Source organism: Flavobacterium panici (genome assembly GCF_903819335.1).
Classification (GTDB): domain Bacteria; phylum Bacteroidota; class Bacteroidia; order Flavobacteriales; family Flavobacteriaceae; genus Flavobacterium; species Flavobacterium panici.
This window is the reverse complement of sequence record NZ_CAIJDE010000069.1, coordinates 1-15,323: the sequence shown is the minus strand read 5'-3', so window position 1 is coordinate 15,323 and position 15,323 is coordinate 1. Positions and strand designations below refer to the sequence as shown.

20 protein-coding genes are annotated in these 15,323 nt (G+C 31.5%); 10 read left to right on the top strand and 10 right to left on the bottom strand.

The window, feature by feature from the left end:
• Positions 1-30 precede the first annotated feature (30 nt).
• The 4 genes from FLAPXU55_RS23405 to FLAPXU55_RS23390 all read right to left on the bottom strand — a co-directional run bounded on the left by FLAPXU55_RS23405 (position 31) and on the right by FLAPXU55_RS23390 (position 2,605).
• On the bottom strand, positions 31-1,002 hold the full coding sequence (locus FLAPXU55_RS23405) for a quinone oxidoreductase family protein (RefSeq protein ID WP_180861774.1): 972 nt from the start codon (positions 1,000-1,002) through the stop codon (positions 31-33).
• A 182-nt stretch (positions 1,003-1,184) separates the two neighbouring features.
• On the bottom strand, positions 1,185-1,760 hold the full coding sequence (locus tag FLAPXU55_RS23400) for a Crp/Fnr family transcriptional regulator (protein WP_180861773.1): 576 nt from the start codon (positions 1,758-1,760) through the stop codon (positions 1,185-1,187).
• A 9-nt stretch (positions 1,761-1,769) separates the two neighbouring features.
• Positions 1,770-2,192 carry a hypothetical protein gene (locus FLAPXU55_RS23395; protein WP_180861772.1) on the bottom strand — a complete coding sequence of 141 codons (423 nt, stop codon included), beginning with the start codon at positions 2,190-2,192 and terminating at the stop codon, positions 1,770-1,772.
• Between the two features lie 5 nt (positions 2,193-2,197).
• Positions 2,198-2,605 (bottom strand): glyoxalase, encoded by a 408-nt coding sequence (locus FLAPXU55_RS23390; RefSeq protein WP_180861771.1) that lies wholly within the window; start codon positions 2,603-2,605, stop codon positions 2,198-2,200.
• Between the two features lie 87 nt (positions 2,606-2,692).
• On the opposite strand from FLAPXU55_RS23390, the gene FLAPXU55_RS23385 reads away from it, so the two are divergent.
• Positions 2,693-2,869, top strand: a complete 177-nt coding sequence (locus tag FLAPXU55_RS23385; RefSeq protein WP_180861770.1) for a hypothetical protein — start codon at positions 2,693-2,695, stop codon at positions 2,867-2,869.
• 138 nt (positions 2,870-3,007) lie between these two features.
• Positions 3,008-3,436, top strand: coding sequence for a hypothetical protein (locus FLAPXU55_RS23380; protein ID WP_180861769.1), 429 nt, complete (start codon positions 3,008-3,010; stop codon positions 3,434-3,436).
• Positions 3,437-3,502: 66 nt separating this feature from the next.
• Here FLAPXU55_RS23380 and FLAPXU55_RS23375 read toward each other — a convergent pair whose 3' ends face one another.
• Together FLAPXU55_RS23375 and FLAPXU55_RS23370 are read right to left on the bottom strand one after the other, a co-directional pair.
• Entirely contained in the window at positions 3,503-4,762 is a 1,260-nt protein-coding gene (locus FLAPXU55_RS23375) for a mechanosensitive ion channel family protein (RefSeq protein WP_180861767.1), read from the bottom strand.
• Positions 4,755-5,048, bottom strand: a complete 294-nt coding sequence (locus FLAPXU55_RS23370; protein WP_053473186.1) for a DUF3817 domain-containing protein — start codon at positions 5,046-5,048, stop codon at positions 4,755-4,757. The genes FLAPXU55_RS23375 and FLAPXU55_RS23370 overlap by 8 nt, the downstream gene beginning before the upstream one ends.
• A 103-nt stretch (positions 5,049-5,151) precedes the next feature.
• Between FLAPXU55_RS23370 and FLAPXU55_RS23365 the strand changes: the two genes are divergently transcribed.
• The 5 genes from FLAPXU55_RS23365 (at position 5,152) to FLAPXU55_RS23345 (ending at position 10,841) form a co-directional block, all read left to right on the top strand.
• On the top strand, positions 5,152-5,685 hold the full coding sequence (locus FLAPXU55_RS23365) for a DUF6155 family protein (RefSeq protein WP_180861765.1): 534 nt from the start codon (positions 5,152-5,154) through the stop codon (positions 5,683-5,685).
• Positions 5,686-5,793: 108 nt separating this feature from the next.
• Positions 5,794-7,332 (top strand): DEAD/DEAH box helicase, encoded by a 1,539-nt coding sequence (locus FLAPXU55_RS23360; RefSeq protein WP_180861763.1) that lies wholly within the window; start codon positions 5,794-5,796, stop codon positions 7,330-7,332.
• 178 nt (positions 7,333-7,510) lie between these two features.
• Entirely contained in the window at positions 7,511-8,845 is a 1,335-nt protein-coding gene (locus FLAPXU55_RS23355) for a DEAD/DEAH box helicase (RefSeq protein WP_053473261.1), read from the top strand.
• Positions 8,846-8,923: 78 nt separating this feature from the next.
• Positions 8,924-9,448, top strand: coding sequence for a GNAT family N-acetyltransferase (locus FLAPXU55_RS23350; RefSeq protein WP_180861761.1), 525 nt, complete (start codon positions 8,924-8,926; stop codon positions 9,446-9,448).
• A gap of 124 nt (positions 9,449-9,572) precedes the next feature.
• The gene (locus FLAPXU55_RS23345; protein WP_053473182.1) at positions 9,573-10,841 is read left to right on the top strand and encodes an NAD(P)/FAD-dependent oxidoreductase; all 1,269 of its coding nucleotides are present in this window, start codon (positions 9,573-9,575) and stop codon (positions 10,839-10,841) included.
• A gap of 404 nt (positions 10,842-11,245) precedes the next feature.
• Here the strand turns inward: FLAPXU55_RS23345 and FLAPXU55_RS23340 are convergent, their stop codons facing one another.
• Positions 11,246-12,475: a multidrug effflux MFS transporter gene (locus tag FLAPXU55_RS23340; protein WP_180861759.1), complete on the bottom strand. Its 1,230-nt coding sequence runs from the start codon at positions 12,473-12,475 to the stop codon at positions 11,246-11,248.
• Between the two features lie 140 nt (positions 12,476-12,615).
• On the opposite strand from FLAPXU55_RS23340, the gene FLAPXU55_RS23335 reads away from it, so the two are divergent.
• Both FLAPXU55_RS23335 and FLAPXU55_RS23330 read left to right on the top strand, forming a co-directional pair.
• Positions 12,616-13,035 (top strand): hypothetical protein, encoded by a 420-nt coding sequence (locus FLAPXU55_RS23335; protein ID WP_180861757.1) that lies wholly within the window; start codon positions 12,616-12,618, stop codon positions 13,033-13,035.
• An 87-nt stretch (positions 13,036-13,122) separates the two neighbouring features.
• Positions 13,123-13,506 carry a hypothetical protein gene (locus FLAPXU55_RS23330; RefSeq protein ID WP_180861755.1) on the top strand — a complete coding sequence of 128 codons (384 nt, stop codon included), beginning with the start codon at positions 13,123-13,125 and terminating at the stop codon, positions 13,504-13,506.
• Positions 13,507-13,572: 66 nt separating this feature from the next.
• Here the strand turns inward: FLAPXU55_RS23330 and FLAPXU55_RS23325 are convergent, their stop codons facing one another.
• Both FLAPXU55_RS23325 and FLAPXU55_RS23320 read right to left on the bottom strand, forming a co-directional pair.
• A complete protein-coding gene (locus tag FLAPXU55_RS23325) occupies positions 13,573-13,827 on the bottom strand; it encodes a hypothetical protein (protein ID WP_180861753.1) in 255 nt (84 codons plus the stop codon).
• A 113-nt stretch (positions 13,828-13,940) separates the two neighbouring features.
• Complete coding sequence (locus FLAPXU55_RS23320) at positions 13,941-14,345, bottom strand: hypothetical protein (RefSeq protein ID WP_180861751.1); 405 nt, start codon at positions 14,343-14,345, stop codon at positions 13,941-13,943.
• 114 nt (positions 14,346-14,459) lie between these two features.
• Here FLAPXU55_RS23320 and FLAPXU55_RS23315 point away from each other — a divergent pair, with 114 nt between their 5' ends.
• Positions 14,460-14,648, top strand: a complete 189-nt coding sequence (locus FLAPXU55_RS23315) for a hypothetical protein (RefSeq protein ID WP_180861749.1) — start codon at positions 14,460-14,462, stop codon at positions 14,646-14,648.
• A gap of 83 nt (positions 14,649-14,731) precedes the next feature.
• Here FLAPXU55_RS23315 and FLAPXU55_RS23310 read toward each other — a convergent pair whose 3' ends face one another.
• On the bottom strand, positions 14,732-15,154 hold the full coding sequence (locus tag FLAPXU55_RS23310) for a helix-turn-helix transcriptional regulator (RefSeq protein WP_180861747.1): 423 nt from the start codon (positions 15,152-15,154) through the stop codon (positions 14,732-14,734).
• Between the last annotated feature and the right edge of the window lie 169 nt (positions 15,155-15,323).

The window sequence follows — 15,323 nt, the reverse complement described above, 5'->3', positions numbered from 1 at the left end:
GAATCTCAGCATCTTAGAGTCTTAGCAACTTTAAATAAGAACTACTAATCTTTTCCCATCAGAAACATCAGCGTTCCACATTTTCTCGATATCGACTAAATCCACTTTCTCGATATTTACTTTTAGTTTGTTTTGAGAAGCTAAAACAAACATTTCAGGAAGAATTTCCGAAAACAACAATTTTACTTCGTCTTTTGTCCAGCTTCCTAAACCTGAGCCAGACAATTGTAAATCAACACTTCGTAAAATTTGAGCTGATAATTGAATAGTATCTCCAGACATTGAACCCACAGAAACATATCTCGTTTTAGGAGTAAAATTTCCGTTTCCTTTTAAAACAGAAAGAATCAATTCTGCCGAATGTCCCCACAAATAATCCAAAACAATATCAATTGGTGTATTTTGATGAATTTCTTTAAGCTGAGAAATAAATGATTCATCATTCTGTTTTAAAGAAACAATTTCGTCAGCGCCTAATTCTAAAAGAGTTTGAAGTGTTTTCTCATTTCTTCCGGTAACAATTATTTTCTTCGCTCCATAATGTTTCGCAATCTGAATCGCTATTTGACCTGTAAAACCAGTTGCGCCATTAATTAAAACCGTTTCTCCTGGTTTTATTCCGGCTCTAAATCGAAGCGCCATTGCCGAACCTGCAACTGCATTTGGCATTGCTGCGGCTGTTGCATTGTCAATTCCGTCGGGTAAAACAACCATTCTGCTTTTTTCAACTAAAGCTTTTTCAGCGATTGTTCCTGAAATTCCTCGGGCATAAACTCTCGTTCCGTTTTCGAGTAAACCAATGGCGTCGCTGCCAATTACAAATCCGTTTTGATTTTCATTTTCCGAAGAATAATGTTCTCCGCTTGCAATTCCTTTGTCCAGATTAGTAATCGCTACAGCTTTAACCGAGATTAAAACCTCATTTTCATTTGTTGCGATTGGTTCTTGGAATTCTGCATATTTTGGCAATTCGCCTTTTTTATAAACTACTGCTGCTTTCATAATTTTAAATATTAAATTTTATGAAGCAAAATTATAGGGCTGTTTATGGGCAAACGATAACATTTGTTATCAAATGAAATAAGAAACAATTATCAAGTTTTTTTTTAAAACCATATAAGTTATATAAGTTAATTTAAGTCTAGCTTACAATTTCTTATATAACTTATATGGTGAAATTTTAATTATTTTTTGTGAACCAGTTTACTTTTGATTCGGCTTAAATGAACCGTGCTCACACCAAGATAAGAAGCAATGTAATGCTGCGGAACGCGCTGCACAATTTGAGGTTTTTCTTCAATTAAACTAAGATAACGCTGAGTAGGGGAGTCTTTTATGAAAGAAAAAAAGTGTTTCATATAGTCAAATGTTCTTTGAAAAAGCATATTGATTAACCGATCCCGAAGTTCTGGGATTTCTTTAATTTCTTCCAAAATTGTATCGACATCATTTTTAGAAATCCACCATAAAACAGAAGGCTCGATTGTTTCCACCACAACCGGACTCGGAAATTTTTTAATAAAACTTTCAATAGAAGCAACGCTTTGATTTTCGAAAAAGAACTGTGAAGTCAAATCTTTTCCGTTATTATTAAACCAAACCCTGATACAGCCTTTTTCGATTATAAAAAGCTTTTTAGAAATTTCGCCTTCTTCAATTAAAACTGTTTTGGCAGGAACTTCAATACGATTGAAATAGCTGGTGTATTCGTTCCATTTTTCATCGGTTAAAGGGAATTTATTTCGGAATTGAGTGAACATCTTTTTAAATTATAATTCCCAAAAATAGCTTACTGCTTTTATCAAAATTACTATTCCAATAAAATAATATATTGTATAAAATCCAATATCAAGTGAACTAAACAAAAATATAAAAGACACATATGGATAACCATCAACAAGTATTTTATATACCCTTTTTATTTTTACATCTTTAAATTCATAAAGAATAGATTTGTGTCTACCATCATTAAAATACATAAAATTTAGAGTTAATACAACTATCCCAAAAGCACAACAACTGTAAAAAGCAATATTGTTAAATGACCTAAAAAGTAAAGAATAGACACTTAAGATATTTATAAAAATAATAAGAGACAGCAATCCTGCGGATGAATATTCTGCAGATGTTTTATTTGTTTTTGAAATAGTTTCATAAGTACGAAAGTACAGGTAATGGTATGCTTTAATCATTAGTATTATTTAGAATCAGATTCAACCTCAAACAACTGCACCTGACTTTTCAATCTGTCAATCAATAAATTCATCATTCGTTTGTTTAAACTTGATGAATTCTGAATATAAGTTTCGTATTCTTCAATGGTAAAAAGTGCCATTACAATTCCTTTTAGGGAATTTCTGAACTTAATATCTTTTTGAATGGAATTTTCTATAGTCTGCAGTTTCTTCTCAACAGAATACGAATAAAAATCAGCTTTGTTTTTATTGACATAATTAATAAAAACCGCAATAAACAAATCGTTCTGAAGTTTTAAAATAGGCCTAATCGTCTGATTTTGAAAGATCTCATCTGGAGAAGACTGAGCACTTACAGTTCCTAAAGTTTCGCCTCTTAATTCTCTTAAAAAAGTGTCTCTATCCGCCATGTTTTTTCTTTAAATTTAGAAAAAATCTTTTAATAAATTATATTTAATACATTTATTAAATATTAATTTCACTTAAAAATCAGCATCATGAAAAACAAGTCAATTATACTGACCGTAATTCTTTTGATCATTGCATCAGGAAATTATTTTAGAAGTAATTCTTTATCAAATATTCGTAATGTAGATTTCCTTTCTATTTTTGCCATTGGAGTATTATTTGGTGTTCTCTTAGTTCAAATTTTTCAATTAATAAAAAAGAATTAACTGTTTAAAAAGTTAACCATATAAGTTATATAAGAAAATTTAAGTTTTATTCTTAACAAACTGAAATATTTATATGCTCAAGATTAAGCTATAATTTAAATGAACTTACATAACTTATATGGTTTAACACACACACTCATGAATATAAAATCTTTGGTTTTTCTCCTGCTGATATTGGTTACTATAGTTTCCTGCAATTCAAAAGAGGATAAAAATGGTTATCAGGAAGTTTTGTATCGCGCCGTAAATAATAAAGACACTGCAATTTTAGCGCTTAATATAAGTGATAAACGCTTTTTCGGTCGTTACGAAATATCTTATTATAAAGTAGGAAAGGATTCTGGCGATGTAAGAGGGGATATAAACGGAAATACTTTAAGAGGTGATTTTCATTATATATCAAACGGCGGAACCTGGAAAAGAGTGCCATTGGCTTTGCTTAAAAAAGAAAACAAACTGATTCTGGGAAATGGAGTAGTGGGAACTTACTTTAATCTTCCGTGCTTTATTGACGGAACTTTGAATTATAAAGATCCTAAGTTTGTTTTTGAAGAAATTAAAAGATAGTATTCAGTCGCAGTCTCAGTTTTCAGTTTTTTACTGAGACTGTGACTGAATACTGCGACTGAAAACTTACCTATTCAAAACCCCAATCTGCGAAGGAAGTTCAAATATTTCAAGATCGAAATAAATTACCGCCGCCATAATGTGATCGAAAATATCAGACATTATATATTCGTAGTTTGCCCAGCGTTTATCACTTGAAAAAACATAAATTTCTAACGGAACTCCGTGTGCAGTCGACTGCAGCTGGCGGCACATAATATGCATATTTTTATTTAACCCAGGATGGTCTAATAAATACTGCATAATATATTTTCTAAACAAACCTAAATTGGTCATATTACGTCCGTTAAGCGAAAGTGATTTATCTATTCCCCGATGAGCATTGTACTTTTCAATTTCAGCTTGTCTGGTTTCAATGTAGGAAGTAATAAGCTGTATTCCTTTCATATGATTCAGGTCATCATTATTCAGAAAACGAATACTGCTGCTTTTAATCAAAATATGTCTTTTAATACGTCTTCCTTCAGAATTCTGCATGCCGCGCCAGTTCTGAAAAGAATCTGAACTTAAAGCATACGTTGGAATCGTGGTAATGGTATTGTCAAAATTTCGAACTTTTACAGTCGTTAAATTGATTTCTATTACATCACCATCGGCACCAAATTTATCCATTGTAATCCAGTCGCCAATACGAACCATATCGTTTATGGCAACCTGAACACTCGAAACAAATCCTAAAATTGTATCTCTGAAAATCAAGATGATAATAGCAGAAAGCGTTCCTAAAATGGTTAACAATTCGCCTCTTTTGATTCCGAATAAAGTCGAAATAATCATCGCGACACCAAAAATCCAAAGCACAATCATAATAACCTGAATGAAACTGTCGATAGGTTTGTCGCTATATTCCGGTTTTTGCTTTAAATAATCACGAAGCGCATTAAAAATCGTTCTGATAATCCATAAACTGATCAAAACGATATAAATACCAACGATTTTTCCAAAAAGCGATTCCCAATATTCGTATTTGTCCAGAATAATAGGAACAGCTTTATAAATAAAGAAAAACGGAATTAAATATGCGGTGTATTTTGTGGTTTTATTGTGAACTAAATAGTCGTCAAACTTTGTTTTGGTTCGCTGGGCAAAAATGGCCGTCAACGTTACCAAAACAAATTTTGCGACATAATAAATGGCATAAGCCAAAGCCACCATAATGGCAATATTAAAAATCAGACTAATATAAGACGCAAAATTGCGGCTCATTCCCCAATGCCTGAAAAGAGGGTATAAAAAATTGAATATTTTATCCAAAAGGTTAAGCATTTGCTTTAGTTTCTAAATATTTTTTCTCGATGTAGAAAGTTCCAAACGGAATAAGAGAAGCGATTAGTATAATTGCAAATGTTTTTAAATCCCAGTTTTGAGATTTTTTTAATAAAAAAGCCAAAACAATATAACCTATAAATAACACACCGTGTGTCATTCCTAAAGGTCTTAATAAAGTATGGTAAAGTTCTGGATTGTTAGTTTTAATAATAAGCATATTGGCAAATAAAACTAAATATGAAATTCCTTCTAAAATAGCGGTAACTTTAAAAATCTTAAGCATGTAGATATATTTTGAGATTATAGCAGCAAAATTAAGTATTAGGATTGGTTTTTAAGTTATGTCTCAGGAAAGTAATTTACTTTTGTAATCTTAAACTTTGATAATGAGCAAGCGCGATTTAAAAAAATATTTAACCGAACTGAGTAAGGAACAATTAGAAGAACAGCTTATTGAGCTGTATGAAAAATTTGCTCCGGTAAAAGTGTATTACGATTTTGTTTTTAACCCAAAAGAAGATAAACTTTTGCAGGAATCTAAGGTTAAAATTTCCCATGAATATTTTCCCGTAAAAAAGCCCAATGCAAAATGGCGCCCGAGAGCAAAAATGCGTCGTTCTGTGGCACAAAAAATCATCAAACATTTTATAATGTTAGGCGTTGATCCATTTATTATTGCCGATTTGATGTTTTACAATATCGAAATTGCCCAAACTTATTCTGCCAATAACTACATTAAGCAGGAATTATTTTACAAAAGCATTTTTAATTCGTTTGAACAAGCAGTAAATTTTGTCATTTCTAACGGAATCCTCGCTGAATTTAAAGCAAGGATTGACGCAATTCACCAGCAGACTTTGCAGCAAAAATGGAAAAATAAGTATGATTTTGAAGCAATTCTGGATAAAATGGACTTTTAAAAACACTTCCTATAAAAAATCTTATTTAAAAAAATCATTTATTTTAGGTTAAAATAAGATGAATAACTGTTTTTTAGATGTATTTTTGCAAAAATCCAAAAATAAACAATGTCTCAAAACACTTTAGAAATAGAAAGAGAAGAGAAAAAAGAACTTTATGCATACCAAAAAGGCGATATTGATGCCATTTTTGACCGCTTAGACAATGCTCCTCCAAAACATCATTTATTGTATCAACTGCCTACCGGAGGTGGAAAAACAGTAATTTTCTCTGAAATTGTACGTCGTTATTTATCTAATAATGACAAAAAAGTGGTTGTTTTAACACACAGAATCGAGCTTTGCAAACAAACTTCAAAAATGTTAAAGGGCTTTGGCGTAAGCAATAAAATAATCAATAGTAAGGTAAAAGAATTACCGGACCAAAATGATTATTCTTGTTTCGTGGCGATGGTTGAAACTTTAAAAAACCGTATCAACGACGAGAAACTGCACCTTGACAATATTGGTTTGGTAATTATTGACGAGGCACATTACAATTCATTTAGAAAACTATTAAACTCATTTAAAAATGCTTTTATTCTTGGAGTAACAGCAACACCTTTGAGTTCAAACATAAAATTACCAATGCACCAAAGCTACGACGAACTTATCGTTGGGGACACAATTGGTTCATTAATCGACAAAGGATTTTTGGCGAGAGCAACAACCTATAGTTATGATGTTGGTTTGACCTCATTAAAAGTAGGTATCAACGGAGATTATACCGTAAAATCATCTGATGATTTGTATACCAATTCTTTAATGCAGGAAAAATTGCTTCATGCTTACACAGAGCGTTCTTTAGGCAAGAAAACTTTAATTTTCAATAACGGTATTCATACATCATTATATGTATACGATACTTTTAGAGAAGCTGGTTACGATATTCGTCACCTTGATAATACAAGCAGTTCTGAGGAACGTAAAGATATTTTGGCTTGGTTCAAAAAAACTCCGGATGCAATTTTGACTTCTGTGGGGATTTTAACAACCGGTTTTGATGAGCCAACTGTTGAGACTATTATCTTAAACAGAGCAACAAAATCATTGACATTATATTTCCAGATGATTGGCCGTGGATCTCGTAAATTACCTGGTAAAGACGAGTTTACAGTAATCGATTTAGGAAACAACGCCGCTCGTTTCGGTTTATGGAGCGAACCGGTAAACTGGCAGCACATTTTTAAATCTCCAGAATTTTATTTGGAGAATCTTAGAGACGATACTGAGATTGAAATGTTCTTTAAATATAGTATGCCGCCAGAATTAAGAGCAAAATTCAGCAAAACTGTTGATGTTACTTTTGATGTTGAAGAAGAACACAAACTGGCAATCAAACAAAATTTACGTTCGAAAATTGTTTTAGACAAATCGCTGGAACAGCACGCTGCAATGTGTGTTGACAATACAGAAACACTTCAGGAAGCAAAAGCTTTGTCAAGAGAATTAGAAGACGATATCGAATGCCGAATTAAACGTTACGCAAAATGTTTAAGTCAATGTAGTAAAAACTATCGCGAATGGCTTCTGGATGATTACAAGCAAAGATTGACCTTATTAGTAGGTAAAAAATACCGCGAAAAAATCATGAACGAACCGGATTGATAATTAAGAATTAAAAAAGTTTCAGGTTTCATGTTTCAAGTTGTTATCCTGAACTAAATAAAAATGTATGATCTTTGTCAAAGTTTCAAACTTTGACAAAGATTTTTAGTTTCAGCTTGTATAATAAGCAATCTGCAGCAAATCTAAAATCAGAACTCTAAAATCTAAAATTAAAAATATGTCTAAACAATTCTCAACATTAGGACTTTCAGCGCCAATTTTAAAAGCTTTAGGCGAATTAAACATTGTTGAACCAACTGAAATTCAACAAAAAACAATTCCGCTTTTATTATCTGAAAACCACGATGTTGTTGGTTTAGCCAAAACCGGAACCGGAAAAACTGCGGCTTTTGGGCTTCCGTTATTACAATTAATTGATACCGAATCTCCTGTAGTTCAGGCTGTAATTTTAGTTCCAACGAGAGAATTAGGACATCAGATTTTTAGAAATTTAGAAGATTTTTCAAAATATATTCCGAATATTTCAATCGCGGCAACTTGCGGTGGAATCCCGATAAAGCCTCAAATTGAGCGCCTTACATCGCCAACGCACATTATTGTAGCAACGCCGGGACGTTTAATCGATTTGATTCAAAGAAAGGCAGTTGATTTAAAACAAACTCAATTTTTAGTTTTAGATGAAGCCGATGAAATGGTTTCAATTCTAAAAGAAAGCCTTGATGAAATTCTGGCTGAAATCCCTAAAAAACACCGCACCTTATTATTCTCGGCAACTTTACCGGGAACAATTAAGCAATTGGTTCAGAATTACTTAAACAAAAATGTAGTTCAGGTAAGCGCCAATATGGAAACTGTTGGGAACCAAGGAATTGATCACGAATATATTGTAGTTGATCCAATTGAAAAATTAGATGTTTTAATGCATTTTTTAAATTCAAAAGATGGTGAACGCGGTATAATCTTCTGTAAAACAAAAGCTGCCGTTAATAAATTAGCTAAAAACCTGGCGATAAATCGTTTTTCTTCGGGAGCAATTCACGGAAGTTTATCGCAGGGAATTCGTGACAGAATCATGGAACAATTCCGCGAAGGACATATTAATATTTTAGTTGCCACCGATTTAGCAGCGAGAGGAATTGACGTAAAAGAAATCTCTTATGTTGTAAATTACCATTTACCAGATGCTTACGAAACGTATGTTCACCGAAGCGGAAGAACTGCCAGAGCAGGAGCAAAGGGACTTTCTTTAACTGTTTTACAAGAAGAGGAAGTGGCAGAAATTGCTGATTTTGAAAGAGAACTGGGACTTAAATTCACCAAATTCCAAAAACCGTCTGCCTTAAGTATTGAAGAAAACAATACACTTTTATGGGCAAAACAAATCTTCAAAACAAAACCAAATCACGATATTTCGACTGATTTGAAAACGAAGGTAAAAACCGTTTTTCATCATCTTACAAAAGAAGAACTGATTGAGAAATTGTTAGCCAATTATGTTTTACAAAATAAAATTGAAGTAACAGAAAAACCTGTTAAAAAATTCAAAAAGTAAGACTTAAAGCTTCTAAATCTGCTGATTTATGTTGTATTTTTATAAGAAATTTAAACCCTGAAATACAGCAAAATTAGAATGGAAGATATTCATATAAACAAAATTACACTTGACGATATTGACCAATTGCAAAAAATTGGCCGACAAACTTTTTATGAAACTTTTTCAGAATATAATTCTGAAGAAAACATGCAAACTTATCTTGATGAAAAGTTTTCTAAAGAAAAATTAACGGAAGAACTAACGAATAAAAACTCTGAATTTTATTTCGCAGTTTTGAACGATAACGCAATTGGTTATTTAAAAATAAACTTCGGAGAATCGCAGACTGAAATGCAGGACGAAAAATCCCTTGAAATCGAACGTATTTATGTTTCAAAAGAATTTCACGGAAAAAAAGTCGGGCAATTACTTTATGAAAAAGCGATTCAAACAGCCAAAGAAAAGAACGCTGACTATGTTTGGTTAGGGGTCTGGGAAGAAAATCATCGCGCTTTAAGTTTTTATAAAAAGAATGGTTTTGTCGAATTTGACAAACACATTTTTAGACTTGGAAACGATGAACAGACTGATATTATGATGAAACTTAAATTGACTGAATAATTCTCAAAAAAAGAAAAGAAAACTTAAGTTTGAGTTTCATATTTGGAATTAAAATGTTAAATTTATGGAACTGCTAAGGCAAAAACAGTTTTACTCATAAATCCTACATAATAAAACAATACGTATGAATATAGTCATTATAGGAGGTGGTTTTGCAGGAATAAATCTCGCAAAAGAACTTGTAAATCATCCTCAAATACAAGTAACCCTTGTCGATAAAAACAATTATAATTTTTTTCCTCCGCTTATATATCAGGTTGCAACCGCTTTTTTAGAACCATCAAGTATTAGTTATCCTTTTAGAAAATTTTTTGCAGGTAAAAAGAACCTTCAGTTTCGTTTAGGTGAGTTGCTTTCTGTAGTTCCCGCCGAAAATAAAATCATTTTGAGTAACGGCGAATTATCATACGATTATTTAGTTTTTGCAACAGGTGCTGAAACGAGTTATTTTGGCATGGAAAACGTAATGAAAAACGCAATTCCGATGAAAACCTTAAATGATGCCATCGAAATGCGAAATGCATTGCTTAAAAATCTTGAAAAAGCAGCAATTACTAAAGATATTCGTAAACGTCGTAAATTATTAACTATCGTTGTTGCCGGAGGCGGACCAACAGGAGTTGAAGTTTCTGGAATGTTTGCCGAAATGAGAAAAAATATTCTATTAAAAGAATATCCGGAATTAGAAACTTCTGCCAGTAATGTTTATTTAGTTGATGGAGGAGATGCTCTTTTAGCACCAATGAGCAAGGAATCTCAAAAAGATACTCTCGAAGCGCTTACAAAACTTGGCGTTGTTGTAAAACTGCATACTCGTGTTGTTGATTATGTTGATGATACGGTGCATTTTGAAAACGGAGAAACAATCAAAACCAAGAACCTAATCTGGGCAGCCGGAGTTTCTGCGAAACTTTTTGACGGAATCCCAAAAGAAAGTTACGGCCGCGGAAGACGTATGGCTACAGATCAATATAGTAAGGTAAACGGCTTAGACAACATTTATGCTATTGGTGATACTGCAATTTCTGCCGGAGATAAAAATTTCCCAGACGGACATCCACAGGTTGCGCAAGTTGCAATTCAGCAAGGATTAAATTTGGCTAAAAACTTTAAGGCAATGACTCAAAATAAACCTTTGAAACCATTTGCTTATAATGATAAAGGTTCAATGGCGATTATTGGAAAAAACAAAGCCGTAGTTGATTTACCAAGTCCTAAATGGCATTTTAAAGGATTCTTTGCCTGGGTTATCTGGTTGTTTATTCACCTGATTTCCTTAATTACATACAGAAACAGGATTAATACATTTTGGAATTGGATGGTTGCATATTTCGCAAGAGATCAATCTCTTAGAATGATTATTAGACCTGATAAAAAACAACAATTGGAATAAAGTTTTAAATTCCAAAATTTTTAAAATCCAAATTCCAATTATCGGAGTTTGGATTTTTTTTGAGTTTACTAAATTTAAATTCCAATTTTTTAAATTCCAAATTCCAATTACAGGAATTTTGATTTTTTTTGAGTTTATAAACCCGACAGGTTTTTAAAACCCTGTCGGGTTTGCTGTAGAAATTTTTATCCTCAAAGTATTGTCATTTCGACTGAAAGGAGAAATCGCACTAGAATGTCGACAAAGATTGGCGATTTAGATTACGGAGTTTCGTGTGCGATTTCTCCTTTCAGTCGAAATGACAAACTGTTGAACATAAAAAAAAGCCGGAATCAAGATCTGGCTTTTTTATATACGAATACAATTGAAATTTGGAATTTTAAAAATTTGGAATTTATAAACATCTAGTGCCCCACAACCACATCATCACTTTCCGCAATCTCAACTTTATTTTTAATAAACCGTTTTCCGATATTTAAAACTACAAAAGCAATAATTGTAGTAACAGTCATAATAAGAACCATAGGCGCTACAGAATCTTTAACAAAAATTCCAACAGCAAATGAAGCTAAAGCCCCTAATCCTAATTGAATAGCGCCCATTAAAGCCGAAGCACTTCCGGCATTTTTAGCAAATGGAGCCATTGTAAGTCCTGCAGTATTTGGATTTGAAATCCCTAAACAGCCCAGGAATAAAAATAACATTACAATTGTTGAATACAAACTTAAAAGATTATTTACCGAAAGTATCAGGAATACAATAGTAATTATTGATTGCAAAATTAAAGCAGCAAAAATCATTTGTTCACTAGAAAATCTTTTCAATAAAACCGAATTTAACTGACTCGAACCAATAAAACTAACGGACATAAAAGCAAAAATCCATCCGTATGTTTTAGCATCAACGTGGTAAATATTCATAAAAATGATAGGCGAGGCCGCTACATAAGTAAATAATCCGGAAAAAGCGATCGCTCCCGTAAATGCATACGTATAAAACTGAGGCTCTTTAAGGACTTTTAAAAAGTTAGAAATTATAGGTTTTGGTTTTAAAGAAATAGAATGATCTGGTTTATAACTATTTGGCAAACCAACTTGAGAAGCAATTAAAATGGCAATTCCCATACAAAATAGTATAAGAAACACGATATGCCAGCCAAAATCCTGCGTTACATAACCGCCAATTGTGGGCGCCAGCATCGGTGAAAGCCCTAAAACAAGCATTAATAACGAGAATACTTTAGGGATATCTTTTACAGGAAACAAATCACGAACCATCGCAACCGAAGCAACTGTTGCTGCACAGCTTCCGATAGCCTGAATAAAACGTAAAAAGATAAACGAATCAATATCTGCAACGTATACACAACCTAAAGAGGCTAAAATATAAACCATTAAACCCAGAAATAAAGGTTTTTTACGTCCGAAACGGTCTAATAAAGGTCCGTAAAGTAATTGTCCGGCAGAAATTCCAATAAAATAACTCGACAAACTCATCGAAACTTTTGCCACAGATGTATTTAAATCCTTAGCAATATCAGAGAAACCAGGCAGATACATATCAATTGAAAAAGGGCCAAGTGCAGTTAAAGAACCTAAAATAAGTATAAGTTGAATATATTTTTTTGTTGTCATTTTCTTAAAATATTGCTTTTAATTTCGTGCAAAGATAAATATTAAGTACCTTGTTGTAAATAATAATTACTTTAATTTAAAAAGTATTATTATATAACGTTTCGAAAATGTTTTGAAACATTAACTATAAAATTTTGATTATGAAAAAATTCACTTTACTATTAGCACTTATTTTTACAACAATTTCTTTTGCTCAAACGATCTCATCAAAACAAGAAGATGCAAATGTGGAGCAATATGCATTACTAACAAAAGTAAATCAATATTATCCGGATATTACTTTAAGCAAAACGATTACGAATTTTTATGCTGATGGAAAGATTATCGATTCACAGCAGCAATTTGATTTAAAAGGAACAAAATTTTCAAGCTATAAACTTGGAATTGAACCAGACAACAAAAAATTATTATTTGAATATGTTTCTGATGAAACTGGAAAAGTTTACGGCGACGTTTCACTTTTTAACGGAAATGTATTGAGAACAACATTTACTGAAAAGACAAATCAAATTGAAGTCTCACTTAACGGAAAATCGGTTTATTTGAAAAAATTAAATTAAATTTTCAAATACGCGAAATATAAAGCATCACAATTCTGTGATGCTTTTTTCGTTTATATTTGAATCAAATTCTGCATATTAAAATTTATGAAAAAAATTATTTTATTTCTCATTCTTATACACTTTCAATCATATTCGCAAACCAATAAATTTACCGGCACATGGGGATCAGAAAAATGCAAAGACTGTAAAAAACAATATGTATTTACCATAACAATGGCACAGTCAAATTATATAATTTCTGGAACTGCAGAAGTTACAAGCGATTCTAAAGAATTAAATTCGGGAGTTTTAGATGTTACCGGATATGTTTATCCATTGGGCGACACAGCTCAAATAAAACTGATAAATAAAGACGGGTCAAGTTCAAGCGCAGTTTTAGTTGTAGAAGATAATGTAATACAATTTAGAAAACGGGGCGGCAGTGATTTAGTACCAAAAGAATTAATTATGAAGAAATTATATGAATAACAGAAGTTATATAAGATATAAAAAAACGAGAACATAAAAAAACCCCGTTTTATTGGGGTTCATTTATTAGTCTTTATTATTTATATATTCTAATATAGATTCAATTCTACTTAAGCGACTATCTATGTCAGAGAAATCTAAATCACTTATTTTGTCATTAATTCTTTCTAACGCATCATTTATATAACCTAACTTAGTTTCAATTCTACCAATACCACTATCAATATAAGAAGTGTTATCTTTTACATCTATGAGAGATTTAGTAAAATCGCTTATTTCTTCTAAAAGATCTATTATTTTGTAACCTTGGTCTTCTGTCATTTTCATAATTTTTTGATTAATAGTTAGTTAATATGGGAACATCAATTTACATTTTTTTCTTTATAGTTTTACCTCATTAATAAAGTACTAAAGATTTGCAAATATGATGCAGTTTATATTTTGAGTAATACATAGCCTTTCAAAGATATAAAAGTATTATTTTGATGCTCCAAGCCCTTTAAAAAGGTTTCAATATTACTTTTAGTATAGCTCTTATTATTTTTTAAATCTTCAAAAAGGGTATTAGAAAGACCATTTTCACATTCAGATTTAAATTTCTCAAGGTATTCTTGAAAAGTAATGCCTGTAGTAAATTCGTGATTAGCCCCATTCTTTTCATCAATATATTTTTGCATTAGATTTTGTATTTCTAAACAAATGAATTGATTTGCCTTGAACATGCCTAACATATTAGTTCTTTCTTCATCAAAGCTTGGCTTAGAATAAAAAGTCTTGTAATAAGTAATTAAAGCTATAAAAGCACCAAATATACCAGCAAATATTCCTAATGTTTCCATCAAACTTTTTTTACAAATGTATTTAATATGCTACAGATAAAAAATTTAATTTCACATTGTCATATGTTATAATATTATTTACTTTAGCAATAATATAGATAAAAATCATAATTTATGAAATCACACATTTACGTTACACCACTTGGAAAAAGATATGAACTTTTAATATTTACAGCGCATATCAGTTCAATTATAGCAACAAAAGTTGATGGTATTGAACATACAATAATTACCATGAATAATGGAGATAATTTTACTGTAACAGATCCATATGAAAAGGTTGAAAATAAATTAGAATTATAGACTAAGATTAATAAAACAGATAAGCCTTTGTAAATTAATACAAAGGCTTATCTATTATATAATGTCTATAGTAATCTATTTTTTTATTTTCCCTGAATTAACTTTTCTAACTTATCAATCATTTCTTTTTGCTGCTGCAGCATACGCTCGTAAAGCTCAACCATTTTATCTAAAGGATTGAATGTGCAATTGAAGTTTGCCTGTGCGCCATCTGTAAAAGTATTCGCAACAGCGCTATCGTGGAAAGTACTTGCTATAATATTAATTGCAGAATCTTCATCAAAATTCTCGATAGCTTCAACAGGCACTTTAAGAATTTTAGCCACTTGATCTAAAATATTATTTTCAATCAATTCTTTTTGCTCCAAAAGAGAAATTTTCTTTTGATTCCATTCTTCGCCCAATTCAAAGGCAAGCGCTTCCTGTTTAATACCTAACATTTCACGGAAACGTTTTATATTTCTACCTTGATGTATTATTTTGTCTGTCATGTTGCGATCTGTCATAAATGTCAAATATAGGATTTTTACTTAAAATAATTAAAACATATGAAGGTTTAAATTAAAATTTCACTCAACTGAAAATCCGTTTATTTGAAAAAAATAAAATAATTTTTCAAATATGAGAAATTTGAAGCATTGCAATATTATGTGAAATCTTAACTAATGTATATAT